This is a genomic window from Kitasatospora sp. Xyl93 (assembly GCF_055383135.1).
Map to the genome: position 1 here is coordinate 2,809,936 of NZ_AP029185.1, position 15,333 is coordinate 2,825,268.

At 72.8% G+C, this 15,333-nt stretch carries 14 protein-coding genes; 4 read left to right on the forward strand and 10 right to left on the reverse strand.

The window, feature by feature from the left end:
• Window position 1 precedes the first annotated feature (1 nt).
• From ACZ5GH_RS12410 to ACZ5GH_RS12420, 3 genes are all read right to left on the reverse strand, one after another.
• Entirely contained in the window at window positions 2-871 is an 870-nt protein-coding gene (locus ACZ5GH_RS12410) for a RimK family alpha-L-glutamate ligase (RefSeq protein WP_387748144.1), read from the reverse strand.
• Window positions 868-1,056 carry a lysine biosynthesis protein LysW gene (locus ACZ5GH_RS12415; RefSeq protein ID WP_049648974.1) on the reverse strand — a complete coding sequence of 63 codons (189 nt, stop codon included), beginning with the start codon at window positions 1,054-1,056 and terminating at the stop codon, window positions 868-870. Before ACZ5GH_RS12415 ends, ACZ5GH_RS12410 begins: the two co-directional genes overlap by 4 nt.
• Window positions 1,057-1,171: 115 nt before the next feature.
• Complete coding sequence (locus ACZ5GH_RS12420) at window positions 1,172-1,336, reverse strand: hypothetical protein (protein ID WP_387748142.1); 165 nt, start codon at window positions 1,334-1,336, stop codon at window positions 1,172-1,174.
• Window positions 1,337-1,472: 136 nt separating this feature from the next.
• Between ACZ5GH_RS12420 and ACZ5GH_RS12425 the strand changes: the two genes are divergently transcribed.
• Window positions 1,473-2,510: a LuxR C-terminal-related transcriptional regulator gene (locus ACZ5GH_RS12425; RefSeq protein WP_387748140.1), complete on the forward strand. Its 1,038-nt coding sequence runs from the start codon at window positions 1,473-1,475 to the stop codon at window positions 2,508-2,510.
• Window positions 2,511-2,567: 57 nt separating this feature from the next.
• Here the strand turns inward: ACZ5GH_RS12425 and ACZ5GH_RS12430 are convergent, their stop codons facing one another.
• The 4 genes from ACZ5GH_RS12430 to ACZ5GH_RS12445 form a co-directional block, all read right to left on the reverse strand.
• Window positions 2,568-3,875, reverse strand: coding sequence for a glycoside hydrolase family 18 protein (locus tag ACZ5GH_RS12430; RefSeq protein ID WP_387748138.1), 1,308 nt, complete (start codon window positions 3,873-3,875; stop codon window positions 2,568-2,570).
• 164 nt (window positions 3,876-4,039) lie between these two features.
• Window positions 4,040-6,685 (reverse strand): aconitate hydratase AcnA, encoded by a 2,646-nt coding sequence (acnA, locus tag ACZ5GH_RS12435; RefSeq protein ID WP_401107937.1) that lies wholly within the window; start codon window positions 6,683-6,685, stop codon window positions 4,040-4,042.
• Between the two features lie 183 nt (window positions 6,686-6,868).
• Window positions 6,869-7,024, reverse strand: coding sequence for a hypothetical protein (locus tag ACZ5GH_RS12440; RefSeq protein WP_387748134.1), 156 nt, complete (start codon window positions 7,022-7,024; stop codon window positions 6,869-6,871).
• Window positions 7,021-8,058: a hypothetical protein gene (locus tag ACZ5GH_RS12445; RefSeq protein WP_464334265.1), complete on the reverse strand. Its 1,038-nt coding sequence runs from the start codon at window positions 8,056-8,058 to the stop codon at window positions 7,021-7,023. Before ACZ5GH_RS12445 ends, ACZ5GH_RS12440 begins: the two co-directional genes overlap by 4 nt.
• Window positions 8,059-8,088: 30 nt before the next feature.
• Between ACZ5GH_RS12445 and ACZ5GH_RS12450 the strand changes: the two genes are divergently transcribed.
• The 3 genes from ACZ5GH_RS12450 (at window position 8,089) to ACZ5GH_RS12460 (ending at window position 9,638) form a co-directional block, all read left to right on the forward strand.
• Entirely contained in the window at window positions 8,089-8,448 is a 360-nt protein-coding gene (locus tag ACZ5GH_RS12450; protein WP_464334266.1) for a hypothetical protein, read from the forward strand.
• A gap of 162 nt (window positions 8,449-8,610) precedes the next feature.
• A complete protein-coding gene (locus ACZ5GH_RS12455; RefSeq protein ID WP_387748128.1) occupies window positions 8,611-9,021 on the forward strand; it encodes a type II toxin-antitoxin system VapC family toxin in 411 nt (136 codons plus the stop codon).
• An 83-nt stretch (window positions 9,022-9,104) separates the two neighbouring features.
• Complete coding sequence (locus ACZ5GH_RS12460) at window positions 9,105-9,638, forward strand: superoxide dismutase family protein (RefSeq protein ID WP_387748126.1); 534 nt, start codon at window positions 9,105-9,107, stop codon at window positions 9,636-9,638.
• Between the two features lie 74 nt (window positions 9,639-9,712).
• On the opposite strand, the gene argF is transcribed toward ACZ5GH_RS12460, so the two are convergent.
• The 3 genes from argF to ACZ5GH_RS12475 form a co-directional block, all read right to left on the reverse strand.
• Window positions 9,713-10,714 (reverse strand): ornithine carbamoyltransferase, encoded by a 1,002-nt coding sequence (argF, locus tag ACZ5GH_RS12465; protein WP_387748124.1) that lies wholly within the window; start codon window positions 10,712-10,714, stop codon window positions 9,713-9,715.
• A gap of 180 nt (window positions 10,715-10,894) precedes the next feature.
• A complete protein-coding gene (locus tag ACZ5GH_RS12470; protein ID WP_464334267.1) occupies window positions 10,895-13,585 on the reverse strand; it encodes a polynucleotide kinase-phosphatase in 2,691 nt (896 codons plus the stop codon).
• A complete protein-coding gene (locus ACZ5GH_RS12475) occupies window positions 13,582-15,207 on the reverse strand; it encodes a 3' terminal RNA ribose 2'-O-methyltransferase Hen1 (protein WP_464334268.1) in 1,626 nt (541 codons plus the stop codon). Before ACZ5GH_RS12475 ends, ACZ5GH_RS12470 begins: the two co-directional genes overlap by 4 nt.
• Between the last annotated feature and the right edge of the window lie 126 nt (window positions 15,208-15,333).

Below are 15,333 nucleotides of genomic sequence, written 5' to 3' on the forward strand. Positions count from 1 at the left end.
GTCACACGGCCGCGGCCGCCAGCTGCCCCGCGACATAGGTGGCGAGGTGGCCGGCGACGTTCACTCCGTGCAGGGCGGAGGAGCGGGCGAATTCGGGGTTGGCGTTCACTTCCAGGACGAGCAGTTCACCGGTGGTGCGGTCCTCCACCAGGTCGACCCCGTAGAAGCCGGGGCCGAGGACGTCGACGACCTGGCCGCAGAGCTTCTCCATCTCCGGGGTGACGTCGACGCGCCGGACCTCGGCGCCCAGGTGGGTGTTGGTGCGCCAGTCGTCCGAGACCCGCTGGATCGCCACGACCGGGGTGCCCCCGACGACGACCACGCGCAGGTCGTGGCCGGGCTTGTCGATGTACTTCTGCACGATGACGGGGAAGAGCTTCCCCGCGGCGTCCACGGACTCGCGCCCGGCGGCCCAGGCCTCCAGGCACGCGTCGTCCGCGAGCTTGGTGACGCCGCGCCCCCAGGAGCCGCTGACCGGCTTGACCACCGCGGGCATGCCCAGTTCGGCCACGATCGCACGGACCTGGTCGTAGCTGAAGGCGTGCCGGGTGAGCGGGTGGGGGATTCCGTGCCGGGCGAAGAGCAGCGCCTGCAGGCCCTTGTCGTTGCAGGTCTCGATGGTCGACGCGCGGTTGAGCGTGGTGATCCCGGCGTGTTCCAGGCGGCACGAGACGCTGATCGCGTCCCGGTGGGACAGGTTGCGGATCAGGGCCAGGCCCGGCGGGTCGGTGTGACCCGCCACGACCTCGGACAGATCCTCCATCAGGAGTGGAGTCGCCGTCAGACCCTCCCCACGCAACGCCCCGAGGAGGAGCTTCTCCTCGGGGCGGAGCATGGTGGCCGACAGCAGGACTCGGCCGGGGGAGGTCACTCGCCCCAGTCCTCTTCCACCTCGGGGGCCAGGTCGAGGCGGACGCCGGCCTCGGACTTCTCGACGACCTCGTGCTCCTGGCCGCAGGCCGCGCACTCGGTCACCTCACCCCGCTCCCAGGCCTCGTCGACCTCGAAGTCGGTGTCGCACACCAGGCATTTCGGTACGGCAATCGCAGCGGTCATTTCTCTCTCCTTCTGAATGTCGGCACGCCGAAATAGGCGAAACGTGATTCGCAGCACTCCCGCGGGTCCGCGGATCGGCGATACTGTCCAGGGGCGGCGGATTCCCGCCGGTCGATCAGGCCCAGCCGGGGTCGCCCGGCAGGAGCGCGGCGTCGCTGACGGCAGCGGTGGGGGCGCTGCCGGAGACGCTCGGCGCGGCGGAAACGACGATCACCGCGAGGGCGGCCATAACGACGGACGCGAGGATTCGACCCGGGAACCGCATGATCTTCATTTCCATCCACCCCTAGATAGATCTCTCCGTTAGCGCCGGGGGTTTCCCCGGCACACAGAGAGAATGCCTGGGAATGGGTCCTTGCCAGAAGAGATCCGATGGCTCAGGATCGTGCACTGCAAGATTCCGAAGGGGGTGGCACATGTGCGACATATCAGACGCCGGCGGCCCGGAGGCTAACCCCGGGCCATGTGACGAGGGGATCACGTTCTACCGCAAGGCGGTGCTGTTGGGGAGGGCTCCGACCGCGGCACCGCCGGCGTGCCTGACCGAGCTGGGGCTGCTGACGGCGGCGCTGGGCGATCCGTCGGTCCTGGTACCGGTCCCGCCCGAGGTCGCCACCACGGCCCTGCTGCACCCGATGGAGCAGCAGATCCTCGAACAGCAGCAGCAGGTGGCCGCGATCCGGACCGCCATGTCCCAGGTCGAGAGCGTCTACCGGACGCTGCGCAGGGAGGGCGGGGACACCGTCCAGCGGCTCGGCGGCGCGGCGGTGATCGCCGCCGCGGTGGCGGAGACGACCCAGGCGACCGAGCGGGAGCTGCTCACCGCGCACCCGGGCGGCAGCCGGCCGACCGACGTCCTCGCCAGATCGCTGGTCCTGGCGCTGGACGCGCAGAAACGGGGGGTCCGCCAGCGCACGCTCTACCAGCACTCCGTCCGGGCGCACTACCCGACGCTGGACTACATCAAGGCCGTCACCGACGCCGGCATCGAGGTGCGGACCGTCGATGAGGTGTTCGACCGGCTCATCATCTGCGACCGCTCGGTGGCCTTCATCCCGGACAAGGAGCTGGAGCACCACAACCACGCGCTCAAGATCACCGATTCCGGCGTGGTGCACTTCCTGGCGTCGGTCTTCGAGCACGCCTGGGAGCGGGCCGCACCGGTCGTCTACGAGAGCGACCACCAGCGCCCACCGCTGCTCACCGACGAGACCCGGCTGCGGGTGCTCCAGCTCATGGTGGACGGCTACACGGACGCGGCGATCGCCAGCCGGCTCGGCATCAGCTCGCGGACCGTGGCGAGCCACCTCAAGAAGGTGTCGGAGATCCTCGGCAGCAACAGCCGGGCCCAGCTCGCCTATCTGACCGCGCAGAGCGGCATCCTGGACGGCTCCCCGCCGCCCGCCCGGCAGCCCCGGGGCCCGCGCGCGGAGCCGGCCGCGCCGACCGCGTGACAGGGCCCGCCGCGGGTGCGTCCGCGGCGGGCCCTGGGTACGGGGGGTGGGGAACGGTCAGTCGCGGCGCAGGCCGCGGTCCAGCGCGGCGATCGCGCTGCCCTGGGCGTCGTCCCCGTCCAGCGACCAGACCATCACCCCGGCCAGGTCGTTCCAGCGCGTGTACCGCGCCTTCCGGGTGAGCACCTCGGCGGTGTCGTAGCTGTAGAAGGTGGTGCCGTCGTACTTCCAGGACGCGCCGTGGTCGCGGTCCAGGTAGACCTTGCCCGGCAGCGCGTTGATCTCCTGGTACGAGTGGTCGGGCGCGGCCGCGGTGGCGCTCTGGAACAGGCCGCCGCGCGTGCCGGGGGCGACGCCGGTCCAGCCGTGGCCGTACAGCGGGGCGCCCAGGACGAGCTGCTCGGAGGGCAGGCCGCGCTCCTGGTAGTGCACGACGGCCTTGTCGGCGCTGCGCCCGCGCGGGTCCGGGTCGGCCGGGTCGGAGTACAGCGGGGCCTGGTGGCTGGCCGGCCCCTTGCCCTCCCACGGGCCGTGCAGGTCGTAGGTCATCACGTTCAGCCAGTCCACCGACTCGCTGAGCAGAGGCAGTTCGAGCCGGTCGGCGACGGTCTCGTTGGCGGCCACGGCGGCGGTCAGCAGGTAGTGCCTGCCCTTCCGGCCGCCCAGCGCGTCCAGCTGGTCGCGGAACTCCCGCATCAGCAGGGTGAAGTTGCGGCCGTCCTCGGGGCGGACCACGTTGCCGGCGTCCCCGCCGCCGCCCGGGTACTCCCAGTCGATGTCGATGCCGTCGAAGACGCCCGCGGCCGAGCCCGGGCCGCCCTCCGGGGAGTCGGCCAGGACCGGCACGTCGCCCTTGAGGTAGAGGTCGATGCAGGAGGAGACGAACTTCTTGCGGGCCTCGTCGGTGGCCGCCGCGTCGGAGAAGTACTTGGACCAGCTCCAGCCGCCGAGCGAGATGACGGTGCGCAGCTGGGGGTTCTTCGCCTTGAGCTTGCGCAGCTGGTTGAAGTGGCCCTTCAACCGCTGGCCCGGGGCGTCGGCCACGCCGTCCACCGACTCGGCGGCGGAGAAGGGGCGCTGGTAGTCGTTGCGGGCGTCGCTCTGGCCGGGCTCGTTGCTCTCGAAGCAGGTGCCCTCGGCGGAGACGTTGCCGAAGGCGTAGTTGATGACGGTGAGCTTGGCCGCCTGGCCGGACTCCTGGACCCGCTTGGCGGAGCTGTCGGCGCCCCACTGGGTGAAGTAGCCGACCCGCTGGCCCTTCAGCTTCGGGCCGTGCCGTCCGTCGGCGGCGTCGGCGGTGGCGGGGGCGGCGAGCAGCGCGGCGACGGTGGCGGCGGCGAGCAGGGCTGAGGCGCGAGTGGGCATACCGGACCTGTTCTCTGAGGCGGCGTCAAATGGTCTGGACCAGATGAGAGAGAGGTTTAGTCCATCCGCCGTTCACCGCACAAGGGGGCGGGCCCGGTCGGTGCAGCATGCAAAAGGGGCCGGACCGCGTGGTGCGGTCCGGCCCCCTGGGGCTTTGCCGGGACTCAGCCGATCAGCGAGCGCAGCACGTACTGCAGGATGCCGCCGTTGCGGTAGTAGTCCGCCTCACCGGGGGTGTCGATGCGGACGACCGCGTCGAACTCCTTGTCACCCGCCTTGACCTTGACGGTCTTCGGGGTGCGGCCCTCGTTGAGCTCGGTCACGCCGGTGATGGAGAAGGTCTCCTCGCCGGTCAGGCCGAGGGACTCGGCGTTCTCGCCCTCCGGGAACTGCAGCGGCAGGACGCCCATGCCGATCAGGTTCGAGCGGTGGATGCGCTCGTACGACTCGGCGATGACGGCCTTGACGCCCAGCAGCGCGGTGCCCTTGGCGGCCCAGTCGCGGGACGAGCCGGAGCCGTACTCCTTGCCGGCCAGGACGACCAGCGGGATGCCGGCGGCCTGGTAGTTCTGCGAGGCGTCGTAGATGAACGACACCGGCGCGTCGGCCTGGGTGAAGTCGCGGGTGTAGCCGCCCTCGGTGCCCGGCGCGATCTGGTTGCGCAGGCGGATGTTGGCGAAGGTGCCGCGGATCATCACCTCGTGGTTGCCACGACGGGAACCGTAGGAGTTGAAGTCGCGCTTCTCGACACCGTTGGCGGTCAGGTACTGCGCCGCCGGGGTGCCCGGCTTGATGTTGCCGGCCGGGGAGATGTGGTCGGTGGTGACCGAGTCGCCCAGCTTGGCCAGGACGCGGGCGCCGGCGATGTCGGTCACCGGGCTCGGGGTCTTGGCCATGCCCTCGAAGTACGGGGGCTTGCGGACGTAGGTGGACTCGGCGTCCCACTCGAAGGTGTTGCCGGTCGGGACCGGGAGCGACTGCCAGCGGTGGTCGCCGGCGAAGACGTCCTGGTAGCCCTTGTCGAACATCGCCTCGTCGATGGAGCCGGCGACGGTGTCGGCGACCTCCTGCTCGGACGGCCAGATGTCGGCGAGGAAGACGTCGTTGCCGTCGGCGTCCTGGCCCAGGGCGTCCTTGGTGATGTCGATGTTCATGTTGCCCGCGAGGGCGTAGGCGACCACCAGCGGCGGGGAGGCCAGGTAGTTCATCTTGACGTCGGGGTTGATCCGGCCCTCGAAGTTGCGGTTGCCGGAGAGCACCGAGACGACCGCGAGGTCGGACTCGTTGACGGCGGCCGAGACCTCCTCGGGCAGCGGGCCCGAGTTGCCGATGCAGGTGACGCAGCCGTAGCCGACCAGGTTGAAGCCCAGCTTCTCCATGTACGGGAGCAGGCCGGCCTTCTCGTAGTAGTCCATGACGACCTTGGAGCCGGGCGCCAGGGTGGTCTTGACCCAGGGCTTGACGTGCAGGCCCTTCTCCACGGCCTTCTTCGCCAGCAGGGCGGCGCCCAGCATGACGGAGGGGTTGGAGGTGTTGGTGCAGGAGGTGATCGAGGCGATCACGACCGCGCCGTTGTCGATCTCGTAGGTCGAGCCGTCGGGGGCGGTGACGGCGGTCGGCTTCGAGGCCTCGGCGGAGTAGGTCGGCAGCGCCTCGGCGAACTTCTCGGCGGCCTCAGCCAGGATCACGCGGTCCTGCGGGCGCTTCGGGCCGGAGATCGACGGGACGACGGTCGAGACGTCCAGCTCCAGGTACTCGGAGTAGACCGGCTCGTGCGACGGGTCGTGCCAGAGACCCTGCTCCTTGGCGTACGCCTCGACCAGGGCGAGCTGCTGCTCGTCGCGGCCGGTGAGCTTCAGGTAGTTGATGGTCTCGGCGTCGATCGGGAAGATCGCGCAGGTCGAGCCGAACTCCGGCGACATGTTGCCGATGGTGGCGCGGTTGGCCAGCGGGATGGAGCCGATGCCGTCGCCGTAGAACTCGACGAACTTGCCGACCACACCGTGCTTGCGCAGCATCTCGGTGATGGTGAGCACCAGGTCGGTGGCGGTGGTGCCGGCCGGCAGCTCGCCGGTCAGCTTGAAGCCGACGACGCGCGGGATCAGCATGGAGACCGGCTGGCCGAGCATGGCGGCCTCGGCCTCGATGCCGCCGACGCCCCAGCCCAGCACGCCGAGGCCGTTGACCATGGTGGTGTGCGAGTCGGTGCCGACGCAGGTGTCCGGGTAGGCCTGGCCGTTGCGGACCATGACGGTGCGGGCCAGGTGCTCGATGTTCACCTGGTGGACGATGCCGGTGCCCGGCGGGACGACCTTGAACTCGTCGAAGGCGGTCTGGCCCCAGCGCAGGAACTGGTAGCGCTCCTTGTTGCGGCCGTACTCGATCTCGACGTTCTGGGTGAACGCGTCCTTGGTGCCGAACTTGTCGGCGATGACCGAGTGGTCGATGACCAGCTCGGCCGGCGCCAGCGGGTTGATCTTGGCCGGGTCGCCGCCCAGCTCCTTGACGGCCTCGCGCATGGTGGCGAGGTCGACCACGCACGGCACACCGGTGAAGTCCTGCATGATCACGCGGGCCGGGGTGAACTGGATCTCCTGGCTCGGCTGGGCGTTCTCGTCCCAGTTGCCGAGGGCGCGGATGTGGTCGGCGGTGATGTTCGCGCCGTCCTCCGTGCGGAGCAGGTTCTCCAGCAGCACCTTGAGGCTGTACGGCAGCCGCTCGGAACCCTCGACGGCGGAGAGCTTGAAGATCTCGTACGACTCGTCGCCCACCTGCAGCGAGCTGCGGGCGTCGAAGCTGTTCGCGGACACGACTGACTCCTTCTGGGTGCTTCGTGCGAATTCCGGCCGTCACGCGGTGGTAAGGTCAGCCTTACTTAGGCTGACCTTGCCCGCATCGCCGGCGAGCGCCTCTCGGCAAGTATCTTGATGTCGAGATATATCGTAGGACGCAGTTATCTCGATGTCGAGATAAACCATAGTGCATGCCGTGGCTCACCGGTCGTCCGGGCCGCGCCGCTTGCGCTCCAGCCTGATCAGCCAGACCGCGCCCGCCACGACGGCGGCCGCCATCAGCAGCACCACCACAAGCTCACCACCGGAACCGCCGGTCGGCGAGGGGGCGATGTCGGCCAGCGGGATCGTCCTCACTCTTCCTCCTCCGTTCGCGCCCGGTTCGCGCCCAGGCCGAGAACCAGTACCAGCAGCACCGGGAACTCCAGATAGGCGTGGTACGACGCCAGCGCCGCGTACAGCGAACGGCCCCGGGCGTGGTCCACGGCGAACAACACGGCCAGCAGCACCCCCGCGCCCGCCCCCAGCAGCCACGCCCGGCACCCGCGCAGCCCCGGCACCCGGGCGTCGAAGCGCTCCGCGGCCTCCGGCGCGTACCGGGGCAGGAACCAGACCCAGACCACGTAGTGCATCGTCTGGAGGAACGCGAACACCGCCAGGAAGCGCAGGCCCGCCTGCGGCGCCAACAGGGCCGGCGGGGTGTAGGCGGCCGCCAGCCGGTCCGTCCAGCCGCCCGGTCGCTGGGACAGCGGGCCGTCCAGCAGGCCGCTCAGCAGCAGCGCCGGCACCAGCAGCACCCAGGCCGACTGCAGCGCCAGGAACGCCGCACGGCCCCGCGCCAGCCGGCGCGACCACTCGGCCAGGAACAGCAGCGGCACCACGTTGTGCAGGTGGGCCAGCACCACGAAGTGGTACGCGGGGAAGGCCAGCGACGCCGCCCCGGCCCCCGCCAGCAGCACCGCGGCCGCCGGCAGCCACCGGGGGCGACCGCGCAGCCCGTACCGGCACGCCGCCACCAGCAGGCCGTAGGCGAGCAGGATCTCCGCCGACTGGGCGGCCCGGGAGGGCGGCAGCAGCCGGCACAGCACGATGCCGGTCACCAGCACCAGCAGCAGTCGCAGCAGCGGGCCGGCCAGGACGGCGGCGAAGCGCCCGGCCACGTAGCGCAGCTCCAGCACGTTGTGCAGCAGGCCGAAGGCGGCCAGGCCCAGCACCGCCAGGCCGGTCGGGGCGCGCAGGGCCAGGGCCAGGGCGAGGACGGCCGACAGGGCGAAGCCCGCGAACGGCGCGGCGCCCGGCCGGGCCGCCGGGCCCGGGGCGGGCCAGAGGGTGGCGGTGGCCGGCGTGCTCGTGGCCGGTGTGCTCGTGGCCGGCGTGCTCGTGGTCGCCATGCTCCCCCTCCCCGTGGCACGATCCCCGCCGTGCGCTACCCGGTGGCCCTCGCCCTCACCCTGCTGACCGAGGTACCCGTCTACACCGCCGCCCTCCAACGCGTGGGCCGGGTCCGCCCCGGGCGGGCGGCCGCGGCCGCCGTCCTGGTCAACCTGGTGACGCACCCCCTGCTCTGGTGGGCCCTCCGGCACTGGACCGACGGGCCGGCGGCAGCGTACTGGACGGGCTTCGCGCTCGGCGAGGCGGCGGTCTGCGCCGTCGAGGCACTGCTGCTCCGCCCGCTCACCGGGCTGCGCCCGCGCGACGCGCTGCCCTGGGTCGCCGCCGGCACCGCCAACGCCGCCTCCCTGCTGGCCGGACTGCTCGCCGGACCGCCGGCCGGCGGCTGAACCCGCCGAGAGCCGGGCCCGGGGCCGCGCCAGGGGTCTCCGGGGCCGTGTTCCCTGCCGCCGGGGCCGTGCGACCGGCCTCCGGGCCCGGCGCCACCGGACGAGGACCGCCCCGGTACCGTGGCCGGGGAGTGGACGTGCGGAACGGGCAGGGGCCGACTGATGATCGTGGTGGACGCATCCGCGCTGGTGCTGGCGCTCGCCGACCAGGGCCCGCGCGGGGTCCGGGCCCGCGAGGAACTCGCCGCCGGCGGCGAGTGGTTGGCGCCCGAGCACATCGTGGTCGAGGTGATGCAGTCGCTGCGCGGCCTCTACCTGGCGAAGGAGCTGACCGCCGAGCGGGTCGCCGAACTCGCCGGCGAACTGGCCGAGGTGGCGGTGCGCCAGGTCCGCAAGGTCGAGGTGGCGCCGCTGCTCGGCCGGATCTGGGAGCTCAAGGACAACCTCACCCCGGACGACGCCGCGTACGTCGCGGTCGCCGAACGGTACGGGGTGCCGCTGGTCACCGCCGACCTGCGGCTGATGCGGGCCAGCGGGCCGCGCTGCGAGATCCGGGGGATCCGGCGGGACTGAGCGGCCCACGGCCCGGGTGTCCTCGGAGCTCCGGCCGCGTTAGCAGGGCGACCGTCGCCCCGCCCGTGGAAGGCCCCGTCCCGATGACCGCTCCGCTCGCCGCCGCCCTGCTGCCGCTGGCCCTGCTCACCCCCGCCGCCTCACCGGTCTCGGTCGTCGAGGTCGCCTTCGACCCGGCCACCGCCTTCGTCCCGCCGGCCGCGATCAGCTACGCGAACGACCTGGTGCCGTACGGCTCGCACGCCCGGATCGTCACCGACCGCTCGGTGCCCGGGCGGACGGTGCTCACCCTGACGGCCTCCGACCTGGCCCCCGACCACGAGTTCCCGGTGCACCTGCACACCGGCCGCTGCGGGGCCGACCCGGCCTCCTCCGGGCCGCACTACCAGGACGAGGCCGACCCTGTGCAGCCGTCCACCGACCCGGTGTACGCCAACGAGCGCAACGAGCTGCGGCTGGTGCTGCGCACCGACGGGCGGGGGCGGGGCAGCGCCACCACCGCGGTGGACTGGCAGCCGCGGCCGGGCGAGGCGCGCTCGCTGGTGCTGCACGCGGGCACTCCGGCCGGGCCGCACGCGGCGGGCGACCGGGTGGCCTGCGTCAAGCTGGACGACTGAGGCCCGCGCCCAGGGACCCTCCGCGGCCCGGAGCCGTCCGCGGGCCGGGCCGCTCGGCTCCTGACCGGGCCCGGTCAGGAGCCGAGGGTGGCGACCAGCACCGCCTTGATGGTGTGCAGCCGGTTCTCGGCCTGGTCGAACACGATGGAGTGCGCCGACTCGAACAGCTCGTCGGTGCACTCCAGCTCGGTCATGCCGGTCGCCTCGTACATCTGCCGCCCGACCACCGTGCCGAGGTCGTGGAAGGCGGGCAGGCAGTGCAGGAACTTCACGTCCGGGTTGCCGGTGGCCCGGACGGTGTCCATGGACACCTGGTACGGCCTGAGCAGCTCGATCCGCTCGGCCCAGACCTCCTTGGGCTCGCCCATCGAGACCCAGACGTCGGTGTAGAGGAAGTCGGCTCCGGCCACGCCCTCGGCGACGTCCTCGGTCAGGGTGATCCGGGCGCCGGTCGTCTCCGCCAGGGTCCGCGCCGACTTCTGCACCTCCTCGGTCGGCCAGAGCGCGCGCGGGGCGACGATCCGGATGTCCATGCCGAGCATGGCACCGGTGACCAGCAGCGAGTTGCCCATGTTGGAGCGGGCGTCGCCGAGGTAGGCGAGGGCGACCTCGGGGAGCGGCTTGACGGTGTGCTCGGTGACGGTGAGCACGTCGGCCAGCATCTGGGTGGGGTGCCACTCGTCGGTCAGGCCGTTCCACACCGGGACGCCGGCGTACTCGGCCAGCTCCTCGACGATCTCCTGGCCGTGGCCGCGGTACTCGATGCCGTCGAACATCCGGCCGAGCACCCGGGCGGTGTCCTTGACGGACTCCTTGTGGCCGATCTGCGAGCCCACCGGGTCCAGGTAGGTGGTGGTGGCGCCCTGGTCGTGGGCGGCGACCTCGAAGGCGCAACGGGTGCGGGTGGAGGTCTTCTCGAAGATCAGCGCGATGTTCCTCCCGCGCAGCCGGGGCTGCTCGGTGCCCGCGTACTTCGCCGCCTTCAGACCGGCGGCGAGGTCCACCAGGAAGCGGAACTCCTGGGGCGTGAAGTCGAGCTCCTTGAGGAAGTGCCTGTTCCGGAGGTTGAAGGCCATGCCGGGCTCCTGGGGTGACGGGACTGCGGGAAGGCGGCAAGTGTATACGATGTTCGGAATTTCTATACAGAAGCCGGCGGTGCCGGAGCCGGGGCGCCCCCGGGGGTCCCGTCCTCCGGACCGCCGTCACCGCCGTCACAGCCCTCACGTCCGTCACAGCCCTCACGGCCCGCACGGCCGTCACAGCCGGGGGTCGACCGGCTCCGACTCCAGCGCGAGCACCGCGAAGACCGGCTCGTGCACCCGCCACAGCGGCTCCCCCGCCGCCAGCCGGTCCAGCGCCTCCAGGCCCAGCGCGTACTCGCGCAGCGCCAGCGAGCGCTTGTGACCCAGCGCGCGCAGGCGCAGCCGGTCGAGGTGCTCGGTGTAGTCCGGACCGTAGACGATCCGCAGGTACTCCCGGCCGCGCACCTTCACCCCGGGCTGCACCAGGCCGCCCGGGCGGCCCTCGCCTCGGACGGTGCGCGCCGGCGAGGCCAGCGGCTTGACCACCATGCCCTCGCCGCCCGCCTCGGTCAGCTCCTCCCACCAGGCGGTGGCGGCGGCCGTCGAGGCCTCGTCCTCGGTGTCCACCAGGATCCGGCGGGTGCGGTGCAGCACCGGCTCCTTCCGCCCGGCGCCGCCGGTGCCGGCGCCGGAAGCGCCGTCGGTGCCGTCGGCGGCCGGGCCGACGGCCGTGTCGGCGTCCACCAGGCGGTCGATCCAGGCCAGGTGCTCGTCGAGCGGGCGCACCGCGAGGTTCGCCCCCTCGGCCGCGAGCACCTGGAACGGCGCCAGCCGGATGCCCGACAGCCCCTCGGTCGGCCAGCAGTAGCGCCGGTACGCCTCGGTGAACGCCCGCGCGTCGGCCGCGCGCTGCCGCTGGCGGGCGGTCAGGTGGGCGAGGTCCAGGCCGCGCCCGGCCGCCCGCTCCAGCGCGGACAGCACCTCCGGAAGGGCCGCGCCCGCCGCCGCGCCGACCGCCGCGTACTGACGGCGCAGCAGCTCCACCGCCTTCAGCGACCAGGGCATCAGCTCGGCGTCCAGCAGCAGCCAGTCGGTGGCCAGCTCCTCGAACAGCCCGGCGCGCTCGGCGGCCGACCGGACCCGGTCGAGCACGGCGCCGGTCAGCTCCTCGTCGGCGAGGAAGGCACGGCCGGTCCGGGTCCAGATCGCGCCCGGGCCGGCCACGCCGAAGCGGCGCTCCAGCGCGGCCCCGTCCCGGGCGACCAGCAGCACCGCGCGCGAGCCCATGTGCTTCTCCTCGCAGACCAGGTGCCGCACGCCGTCCGCCCGGTAGCCGAGGAAGGCCTCCTCCGGGTGCTCCAGGTAGCCGTCCCGGCGGGAGGTGGCGCTCGGCGCCATGGTCGGCGGCAGGTAGGCGAGCAGTCGCGGGTCCAGCGCGAAGCGGCTCATCACCTCCAGTGCGGCGGCCGCGTTCTCCTCCCGGACGGCCACCCGCCCGTGCAGCCCGGTCTCGACGATCCGGCGCCCGGCCACGTCGGCGAGGTCCAGCGGACGGCCCTCGCGGGCGCCCGGCGCGTCGGTGATCAGCGGGCGCACCGGGGCGTACCACTCGCGCTCGGCCTCGACGCTCACCAGCTCGCGCTCCGGGTAGCGCAGCGCGGTCAGGCTGCCGCCGAAGACGCAGCCGGTGTCCAGGCAGACGGTGTTGTTGACGAAGCTCGCGGTCGGCACCGGGGTGTGGCCGTAGACCACCAGCGCCCGGCCCCGGTACTCCTCCGCCCACGGGTAGCGCACCGGCAGGCCGTACTCGTCGGTCTCGCCGGTGGTGTCCCCGTACAGCGCGTGCGAGCGGACCCGGCCGGAGTTGCGGCCGTGGTACCTCTCCGGCAGGCCGGCGTGGCAGACCACCAGGGCGCCGCCGTCCAGCAGGTAGTGGCTGACCAGACCGCGCATGAACGCGCGGACCTCGGCGCGGAACTCCTCGCTCTCCCCCGCCAGCTGGTCCAGCGACTCCCGCAGGCCGTAGGCGACGGTGACCTTCCTGCCGTCCATCGCCCGGCCGAGCTTGTTCTCGTGGTTGCCCGGCACGCAGAGCGCGTGGCCGGCCGCCACCATGCCCATCACCAGGCGCAGCACGCCCGGGGTGTCGGGGCCGCGGTCGACCAGGTCGCCGACGAACACGGCGGTGCGGCCCGCCGGGTGCGCCGCGTCCACCGGGCGGCCCTCGGCGTCCCTGGTCAGGGTGTAGCCGAGCCGGGTCAGCAGGGTCTCCAGCTCGGAGCGGCAGCCGTGGATGTCGCCGACGATGTCGAACGGGCCGGTGAGGTGGCGCAGGTCGTTGTAGCGCTTCTCCAGCTCGATCGCGGCCGCCGCCACCTCCGCCTCACCGCGCAGGACGTGCACCTTGCGGAAGCCCTCGCGCTCCAGGCCCCGGAGGGAACGGCGCAGCTCCCGGTGCTGGCGGGGGATCACATGGGCGGGCAGCTGACGGTCCGGGCGGGAGCGGTTGCGCTCGGCGCACACCCCCGGCGGGACGTCCAGGACGATCGCGATCGGCAGCACGTCGTGCTCGCGGGCGATCGCGACCAGCTGACGGCGGGCCTCGGGCTGGACGTTGGTGGCGTCCACGACGGTCAGCCGGCCGGCCGCCAGGCGCTTGCCGACGATGTAGTGCAGGACGTCGAAGGCCTCGGCGGAGGCGGACTGGTCGTTCTCGTCGTCGGCGACCAGGCCGCGGCAGAAGTCGGAGGAGACCACCTGGGTGGGCAGGAAGTGGCGGCGGGCGAAGGTGGACTTGCCCGCGCCGCTGGTGCCGATGAGGACGACGAGGGAGACGTCGGTGACGGGGAGGCGGCGGGGGGCGGCGCTCTCCGTGCCGTCCTGGCGCTGGCTCTCGCCGGGCGTGTCGGTCGGATCGTCGGTCATCGGGGCTCGCCTCCTTCGGGCGTCGTGGTCGTGGCGGGCGCCTGGGCCGTGGGTGTCGTGGTGCCGGGCGTCGTGGTGCCGGGCGTCGTGGTCGCGGGCGTCGAGGTCGCGGGCGTCGAGGTCGTGGTGAACAGGGCCAGCTGGGTCGGCGCGCCGACCTCCCCGTCCTCCGGGCCGACCGGGCGCAGCTCCACGGTGTAGCCGTACGCGGCGGCGACCTTCCCGGCCCAGGCGCGGAACTCGGCCCGGGACCACTCGAAGCGGTGGTCGGCGTGCCGGACGGTGCCCGCCGGCAGGTTCTCCCAGCGGACGTTGTACTCGGCGTTCGGCGTGGTGACCACGACCGCCCTCGGCCGGGCGGCGCCGAACACCGCGTACTCCAGCGCGGGCAGCCGCGGCAGGTCCAGGTGCTCGATCACCTCGCACAGCACCGCCGCGTCGAAGCCCTTGAGCCGGGCGTCGGTGTAGGTGAGCGCTCCCTGCACCAGCGCCACCCGGGCCGCCTGACGCTCCGACAGCCGCTCCAGGCCCAGCTTACGACTCGCCGCCCGCAGCGCCCTGGCCGAGACGTCCACGCCGAGGATTCCGGTGAACCGGGCGTCCTTGAGCAGGTCGCCGATCAACTCGCCCTGGCCGCAACCGAGATCGGCGACGCGGGCGGCTCCGGTCTCGCGCAGCGCGGCGAGGATCGCCGTGCGGCGCTGCTCGGCGAGCGAGGGCTGCCTGGGCTCCGGCTGCTCCCGGTGGTCCGGCTGCTCCGGCTGGTCCCGGCCGTCCTCCTCGGCCCGGTCGTCGACCGCGTTGTCGATCTCCTCGACCTCGCGGTCGTCGGCCTCCGCCAGACGGGCCAGTTCCAGGCGCTCCAGGGCCGACCGGGTCAGCGCCCAGCGCCGGGCCAGGTAGCGGCGGGTGATCAGGGCGCGCTCCGGGTGGGCCGCCAGCCAGCCCTGCCCGGCGGCGAGCAGCTTGTCCACCTCGTCCGGGGCGACCCAGTAGTGCTTGGCGCCGTCCAGCACCGGCAGCAGCACGTACAGCTGCTGGAGCGCGTCGGCGAGCCGGACCGTCCCGGAGGAGAGCGCGATCCGCACGTAGCGGGACTCGCCCCACTCGGGGAACGACTCGTCCAGCGGGATCGCCGTCGCCTCGACCTGCCAGCCCAGCGGCTCGAACAGCCGGACCACCAGGGCCGGGCCGCCGCCCTCGCCCGCGCCGTTCGCGGGCACGGCGGGCAGCTCGATCCGCAGCGGGCGGGCCCGCCCGGGCAGTTCGGGCCGGGCCGGGCAGGCGCCCTTCATCGCGGACCGGAACACCGTCCGCAGCGCCACCGCGAGCAGCGAGGACGCGGCGTACGGGCGGTCGTTGACGTACTGGGCGAGCGCGAAGTCGGGCGAGCCGCCGCGCCCCCGGCCGTCGCCCCGGCCCTTGCGGACCAGCGCGATCGGGTCGATGTCGAGCAGCAGCGCCGCCGTGCAGGCCTCGTCCCGCGCCTCCGGGTAGAAGACGTGGGCCTCGCCGTGCGACGTGGTGAACCGCTGGACCTTGCCGGGGTGCTTGTGCAGCAGGAACCCGAGGCCCGTGGCCGGGTCCTCGGCGCTACCGGTGGTGGAGATCGACATGAACACCCGCTGAAGTATTGCCCAGCGCCGCGGCGCCCAGCACCGGGTTTTCCCGCCCCGCGAGCCGCCGGGCAGCACCTCCGACGGACGTGTCCGTCCGGTGGGCGTGTTCGGCACCGGGGCCCCGCATTG